Source organism: Streptosporangium sp. G11 (assembly GCF_051192615.1).
Classification (GTDB): Bacteria; Actinomycetota; Actinomycetes; order Streptosporangiales; family Streptosporangiaceae; genus Streptosporangium.
This window is the reverse complement of sequence record NZ_JBPJUQ010000039.1, coordinates 90,027-96,281: the sequence shown is the minus strand read 5'-3', so window position 1 is coordinate 96,281 and position 6,255 is coordinate 90,027. Positions and strand designations below refer to the sequence as shown.

The following is a 6,255-nucleotide window of genomic DNA, read 5'->3' as shown; positions in this document are numbered from 1 at the left end:
AAGGTGAGCACGGCGCCGGTGCCGGCGGCGTGGATGAGCTCGACGGCGCGCCTTTCCGGGACCCGAAGCCGGCCGATTACCGCGACGCGGTGCACCCGGGCGCGCAGAACCTCCAGGCCGGCGGCCGCTGCCGGTGAACGAAGCCCGCGGCCGGGGTCGATGAGGAGAGTCGAACCCCTGACCTACAGCTTAAAGATCTCGGTACGCGACCCCGTGAGCTGCTGCGGTGCTGGTCAGAGATGATCCCGTCTTGTCCGTGATTCCCCCTTGTTCTCCAGCCTTACTGGCATGCGAATGGCACGGATCGAGAGCCCCGTGCGGACGCACACATCTCTCTCGCCGGATCTTCCCGTTGCCGTCGTCCCACTCTCCGGAGAGCGGACTGAGGCGACGGTGATGGGGAAGATCCGGCCCCCGGCCACCTGCAAACCTGGCCCTTGCCCCTGACGATCATCCCGGAGCCGGAGGCCCCCGCCGGAGGCGATAGACGGCGCGGGGATGGATCGGGCAGGCTTGATCGAAATAATGACCGGATGCTGAGGACAGGGCCGGGTGGGTGAGTTGAGAGACCTGTTTGTGTGGCTGTGGGGAGTACTTTCGTGGTTGTTCTCGATGGCGGTGCTGTTCCTGGTGATCTATGTGGCGATAAGGCTGGCGCTCACGCATGATCGTCGGAGTCAGGTTCCGCGTCCGCGCGATGTGGCGGATGCGGAGCTGCGCGAGCGTGTGGCGACGGAGAGAGCAGCGCAGAAGCGAGCGGCGGAGGAGCGAGCGGCTCGACGGCGTGAGGCGGAAGAAACTGACGACGTGTAGCGACGGCGGGCCGGTGGTCGGCACGTTGGCCGGGGACGACGGGCGCGCGGTACGGCTACGGCCCGGCCCCGTAAGACCGGTCATGTTTCCTGGAGCACGCGTCAAGCATGTGGTGGGATCGACGCGTCAAGTATCAATCAGGACTAGACGATTCGCTGCGCTCGACGTCCTTGCGCGCCTCGGCGATGAGCTCGACCAGATCAGCGAGGATTTTGGGGCTCGCCGCGATGGTGGCCGCGGAGTTCATGGTGTGCGGACTGCCGTCCAGGTCCACAACGCCGGCTCCGGCCTCGCGGACGATGAGTACTCCCGCGGCGGTGTCCCACGGTTTGTTGCTCATCATGACGAGGGCGTCGACCTTGCCTTCCGCCACCCAGGCGAGATCGATCGAAGCCGCTCCGAACATCCGGACGCGTTGCACGCGGGCGACGAGCTCGCAGGTGAGTGCCAGGCGGAGACCGTTTTTCGTTTGCGCGTCACTGTCTTGAAGACAGCACCCGTCGTGGGATCGACGGTGGACAGCGTGGGCCAGAGTAGGCAGGGTGATCACACGGCGATGAGGGAGAAATCATGAACTTCGGTGCCTCAAGCGTGAGTGTGCTCTTTGTGCTGATCAGCGCTTTCATTCAGTTCCTGGTCATCTACTTCGCCGTACGCCTGGCTCTAAAGCATGACCGTGAACGTTCCGAGCGTGGTGGGCCGCAGAGCTAGCACCCTCGGAGAGTGGAGCGGCCGGCACCGATGTGAAACACCCCGGAGGGACCGCGTAGCGGTTGGGCCCGCCAGTCGAAGCGTGGGTTATCTGGGGTTGTCAAGCGAACCAGCCGGCCAGAAGTTTGAAGATCGTTAAGCCATGTCAAGCAAGTAGGCCGACTGCGGTCGCCCGCAACGGTGAAGGAGCCGCCAATGACCACCGACCCGACGATGACCCGGATCGGCCAGGGGGTGGAGCTGCATCACCACCAAGGTCAGCGTGAAGCCGCTCGCGACTTGTTCGCGCAGATCTGGGACGACATCGGCGGCGAACAAGGCGACCCGCTGCATGTTTGTGTCCTTGCCCATTCGATGGCCGACGTGCAGGACGATGTGCACCAGGAGCTGATGTGGGATCTGCGAGCGCTTGCCGCCGCCGATCTGGTCACCGATGAGCGGGCGGGCCAAGCCGGGGTGACGATTTCAGTGGCCGGCCTGTACCCGTCGCTGCACCTCAATGTGAGCGAGTGCTATCGCAAGCTGGGCGATCTCGGCCGCGCCCGTGAGCACCTCCAGCAGGCGCGAGCCAAGATCGGCGCGCTTGGCGACGACGAGTATGGGCAGCTCATCAAGGGTGGCCTGAAGCAGCTGGCCGAACAGTTGGATGACGCCACCTGACTGCGCCCCGGCGAATTCTCCGCACCAGCTGTCGATCTTCTTCGTGGATGCTTTGAGCCGGGGTGCCCTCAGGTCACGAGACCCAGACTGTCAGCTGCCGTGCTGACATGCCTGAAGCCCCCTGAGTACCGGTAAGGCAAGTACGCCCTATTTCTCTGAACTGGCGAACGGGCGGGAGGAAAGATCGTGATCCTCCCGGCTCGCCTCGGGGTAGGAACTACTGTCGCGAGCATGGTCGAACACGATGTCCTCAGTGCCACCCGCGAGGCTTACGACGCTGCCGCCCTCACCTATGCGCAGCTGTTCCGCGACACGCTGCGTGACAGTCCTCTGGACCGTGCGATCTTGGGTGCCTTCGCCGAGGTCGTAAGTGCGAGTGGGGACGGTCAGATCGCAGACCTAGGGTGTGGGCCTGGCCATATCACCGCTTATCTGGACGAGCTGGGGGTGGCGGCGTTCGGTGTTGATGCCTCTCCTGCGATGATCAAGTTGGCTCGACAGGCCTATCCGGGCCTGCGGTTCGACGTGGGCTCGATGGCCGCGTTGGACATCGCCGACGGCGCGCTGGGCGGCGTACTCTCACGCTGGTCCATCATCCACACTCCGCCGCGGGAACTCCCCGTCATCCTGGCGGAGTTCCATCGTGTGCTGGCACCTGGCGGCCACCTTCTGGTCGGCTTTTCGGCAAGCGATGATCCGTCTCACCCGACGCAGGTCTTCGATCACGCAGTCGCGCCGGCCTATCGCTGGTGGCCTGATCACCTCTCCGCGATGCTACGCAAGTCCGGGTTACCCGAGGTGGCCCGGATGGTTCGCGAGCCTCAGCCCACCGACCGGCGGCAGTTCCAGGAGATTCAACTGCTCGCCCGCAAAGCCTGAGCAGGGGCTGCCCGACCGAACACATGACCGCATCCAACCTGCCGCACGGGGAGCCGTCAGGCTCCAGGCATCGGCTCGTGATCAGAACTCACCGCCCGTTCGAGCTCCGATTTGGTCGAACGAGGGAGCTCCAAGGAACACCCTCGATGACCTGCGCTCCTGGCGGGCATCGAGCTGGGCGATCTTCTCTTCTGCCTCAGCACGGCTGACCTGTAGCCCTTTCGATCTCTGCTGCCGGGCTTCCCGATCTCCGCTATGTCGGCGACATCCTGGCCGCTTCCAGCGGGGCGAGTCTCAAGGAGCTGATGTCCCGCATGGGGCACTGGCGCCGATCTACCAGCACGCCGGTCAGGACCGTGAACAAGGCCATCGCAGAGGCTCTGGGCAAGGCACTCAAGGTGGCACGCAAGACGGCCAGTGGCACGAAAAAATAAAAAGCCCGCTTAACGATCAAAGGGCCAGGTCACCGTATGCGGGTTGACCTAGCCCTTTGTCACGAGCCGACGAGGGGAAGCGAACCCCTGACCTACAGTTCACAAGATCTCGGTACGCGACCCTCTGACCTGCTGCGTTCCAGGTCAGGAGCAGTCTCACCTTGCCCGCGAGTCCCCGCGACTCCCCCTTGGTGACCCTCCTGACGGGCACGCAACGGGCACGGCCTGAGAAACTCGTGCGGACGCACACACCTCGCCCGCTGGATCTTCCCGTCGCCGTCATCCCACCCATCGGGGAGCGGCCGGGGCCAGGGCGCCAAGGTGGAGCGCCCCACTGGACGAACGCCCTTGGCGCCCTGGCCCCGGCCCGCTCGGCTTGCCCTGGGACGACGGCGACGGGAAGATCCGCCCCCCAGCCACCTACGACCCCGAGTCCTATCCTTGACGATCATCCCGGAGCCGGAGTGCCCCCGCCGAAGGCGACGTCTTCTGTCAACACAGTCGACTACAAGGCCACCAGAACGGAAATGAGCACGAGGGCGGCGAAGAGGGCGATGACTACGCCTAGGCCGAACAGGAAGCCGGATCCTCCGAGCCCTTTCCTGTTAGAGCCGCTAAGGTCGACCACTACGGTTTTTGCAATCACGTCATGTAGGCACCGGCGCTTCGAATCGCCGAATATCCACAGCATGTCGACCAGGTTGAGCAGTATCCCGATATACGGCACTGACATCATAACAGGGTAGATAAGAGCGCGAATTCCCGCATGACGGAGACTCGGCGGTTCTCCGGTTGCGCTAGACACTACCTTCAAGCGACAGAGTCGCTTGCCAAGCGTCTGGCCCCACAGCGCGTGCTGTACCCAGAAGTAGGCGGCGAGGAGGACGGTGATCGCGACTTCGATCGGCCAATTGGGATTCCCCGCGTAGGGGTTGAGATAACTGATGAGGACCGATTCGTCAGAGACCTCGACATCTTCAAACAGCGGATAGACCGGCGAGACTGCTACGAAACAGATCAGGCCATCGATAAGGTAGGCCGCAAAACGGTGACGTCTCGCAGCGAGAGTTCGTGTTGTTAGAGCTTGGGGGGCGGTTGTCATGTCAGTCAGTGTGTCGGATGACTTTGACATGTGAAACCAGAGAGGCGGGAGATTACGAGGGGCGGCGCGGCGCCGGGGGCGGCGAGTGGGTTGGGTACGGCGGGTGCGTGGGTCGGTGGACGGCCCGGGGCGCCGCCGGCCGGGACCGGCGTCCACGCCGCACGCCCGAACGGCGGGCGGTGGGAGGGCCGTGCGGCGGCGCGCCGCGCCGCTGCCTTGATACCCATAAGAACAATTCGGCAAGCTATTCGCTACGCTCGGCGGCCTTGCGCGCCTCGGCGATGAGTTCGACGAGATCAGCGAGGATTTTGGGGCTCGCCGCGATGGTGGCTGCGGAGTTCATGGTGTGCGGGCTGCCGTCCAGGTCCACAACGCTGGCTCCGGCCTCACGGGCGATGAGTACCCCCGCGGCGGTGTCCCACGGTTTATTGCTGAGCATGATGAGGGCGTCAATCTTGCCTTCCGCCACCCAGGCGAGATCGATCGAGGCCGCTCCGAACATCCGGATGCGTTGCACGCGGGCGACGAGTTTGTGAGTGAGTGCCAGGCGGAGACGGTTTTTCGTTTGCGCGTCGCTACCTACGGCGTAATCACCCATGGCGACCACGGCGGCGTGAAGGTCGTCGGTTTCGCTCCCGTGGATCTCTTGTCCGTTGGCTTGGGCTCCATGCCCCTCGCTCGCGCTGTAACGGGAGCCGAGGAATGGCAGGTCAATCACGCCGAGGGTCGGCATGTCCTTGTCGACCAGGCCGAGGGAAACACCGCACAACGGGAGGCCGTGCAGAAAGTTAACCGTTCCGTCGACCGGGTCGAGTACCCACTCGAGGCCGCTTTCGGAAGCGGCCGTGGCCCCTTCCTCTTCGCCGACGAACCCGATCTCGGGTGTCTCACGACTCAAGAAGTCACGGATCGCGTGCTCTACGGCGTAGTCCACTTCGGTGGCCATGTCGCGATCGCCCTTGGCGGTGACGGTTCCAGGGAGGCGGGTCTTCACGATCTCGCCGGCGATGGTGACGGCCTGCTCTGCGATCGGCAGGAGTGTGCGGGCGTCGACGGTCATACGGGGCTGCTCCGCTCCCACATTGAGGTGAACGCCTGGTCGAAGACGGGGAGCAGCCCATCGGCGGCCGTGTTGTCATTGATCACGATGGTAGGTGATTCGACTTCACGAGCGTGCGGGAGGTAGGGCTGGACAACAGCTCGGGGACGAAGGGTCAAGGCCGTCTTCGCGTGTACGTCAGCCGGTAGACGTTCCTCGGCCATGGGATGCCAACAGTCACATACGGCCTTGATCCAGAGGAGTCGAGATGTTGGGCTTGCCTGGGACATGGCAGACGGGAAGGTCCGGCCCACCTCAGTCACCTACGAACTCGGCTCCTGCTGCTGGCGATCATCCCGGAGCCGAAGTACCCCCGCCGGAGACTGGTTCTTGTTCTTCGCCAGTCTCAATAGGCGCCCCACGATGCCACCTGCGGATATGGCGATCAGAAGGACCAGCAGTTCCGGAGCCATGTCAAAGGTCGCTTCAAATGCATCCGGCGGAGAAAAGCCCTTGAAGACCAACGCTGTGCAAAAGGTGAACACGATCAAGCTGGTGCTGATGACAGCGAGCATCAGCACCAGATCTTTGAGCATGCGGTGCACTGCCATGGCGTG

Annotated in this window: 8 protein-coding genes; 4 read left to right on the top strand and 4 right to left on the bottom strand. The window is 63.8% G+C overall.

Annotated elements, in window-relative coordinates; translation table 11 throughout:
• The first annotated feature begins 552 nt into the window (after positions 1-552).
• On the top strand, positions 553-813 hold the full coding sequence (locus tag ACSDR0_RS30125; protein ID WP_435292279.1) for a hypothetical protein: 261 nt from the start codon (positions 553-555) through the stop codon (positions 811-813).
• Between the two features lie 133 nt (positions 814-946).
• Here ACSDR0_RS30125 and ACSDR0_RS30120 read toward each other — a convergent pair whose 3' ends face one another.
• Positions 947-1,363, bottom strand: a complete 417-nt coding sequence (locus ACSDR0_RS30120; protein ID WP_435292278.1) for an inositol monophosphatase family protein — start codon at positions 1,361-1,363, stop codon at positions 947-949.
• Between the two features lie 20 nt (positions 1,364-1,383).
• Here ACSDR0_RS30120 and ACSDR0_RS30115 point away from each other — a divergent pair, with 20 nt between their 5' ends.
• From ACSDR0_RS30115 to ACSDR0_RS30105, 3 genes are all read left to right on the top strand, one after another.
• Positions 1,384-1,524 carry a hypothetical protein gene (locus ACSDR0_RS30115; protein WP_435292277.1) on the top strand — a complete coding sequence of 47 codons (141 nt, stop codon included), beginning with the start codon at positions 1,384-1,386 and terminating at the stop codon, positions 1,522-1,524.
• Positions 1,525-1,719: 195 nt separating this feature from the next.
• Positions 1,720-2,184 (top strand): hypothetical protein, encoded by a 465-nt coding sequence (locus tag ACSDR0_RS30110; RefSeq protein WP_435292276.1) that lies wholly within the window; start codon positions 1,720-1,722, stop codon positions 2,182-2,184.
• Positions 2,185-2,415: 231 nt separating this feature from the next.
• Entirely contained in the window at positions 2,416-3,063 is a 648-nt protein-coding gene (locus tag ACSDR0_RS30105) for a class I SAM-dependent methyltransferase (RefSeq protein ID WP_435292275.1), read from the top strand.
• Between the two features lie 939 nt (positions 3,064-4,002).
• Here the strand turns inward: ACSDR0_RS30105 and ACSDR0_RS30100 are convergent.
• The 3 genes from ACSDR0_RS30100 to ACSDR0_RS30090 all read right to left on the bottom strand — a co-directional run bounded on the left by ACSDR0_RS30100 (position 4,003) and on the right by ACSDR0_RS30090 (position 6,249).
• A complete protein-coding gene (locus ACSDR0_RS30100; protein WP_435292274.1) occupies positions 4,003-4,599 on the bottom strand; it encodes an RDD family protein in 597 nt (198 codons plus the stop codon).
• A 244-nt stretch (positions 4,600-4,843) separates the two neighbouring features.
• A complete protein-coding gene (locus ACSDR0_RS30095; RefSeq protein WP_435292273.1) occupies positions 4,844-5,659 on the bottom strand; it encodes an inositol monophosphatase family protein in 816 nt (271 codons plus the stop codon).
• A gap of 302 nt (positions 5,660-5,961) precedes the next feature.
• A complete protein-coding gene (locus ACSDR0_RS30090) occupies positions 5,962-6,249 on the bottom strand; it encodes a hypothetical protein (RefSeq protein WP_435292272.1) in 288 nt (95 codons plus the stop codon).
• Between the last annotated feature and the right edge of the window lie 6 nt (positions 6,250-6,255).

Bases quoted from the DNA above. Each gene is read 5' to 3' on its own strand.
- ACSDR0_RS30110 (WP_435292276.1), top strand. From the start codon at position 1,720: ATGACCACCGACCCGACGATGACCCGGATCGGCCAGGGGGTGGAGCTG.
- ACSDR0_RS30105 (WP_435292275.1), top strand. From the start codon at position 2,416: ATGGTCGAACACGATGTCCTCAGTGCCACCCGCGAGGCTTACGACGCT.
- ACSDR0_RS30115 (WP_435292277.1), top strand. From the start codon at position 1,384: ATGAACTTCGGTGCCTCAAGCGTGAGTGTGCTCTTTGTGCTGATCAGC.
- ACSDR0_RS30090 (WP_435292272.1), bottom strand. From the start codon at position 6,249: ATGGCAGTGCACCGCATGCTCAAAGATCTGGTGCTGATGCTCGCTGTC.
- ACSDR0_RS30095 (WP_435292273.1), bottom strand. From the start codon at position 5,659: ATGACCGTCGACGCCCGCACACTCCTGCCGATCGCAGAGCAGGCCGTC.
- ACSDR0_RS30100 (WP_435292274.1), bottom strand. From the start codon at position 4,599: ATGACAACCGCCCCCCAAGCTCTAACAACACGAACTCTCGCTGCGAGA.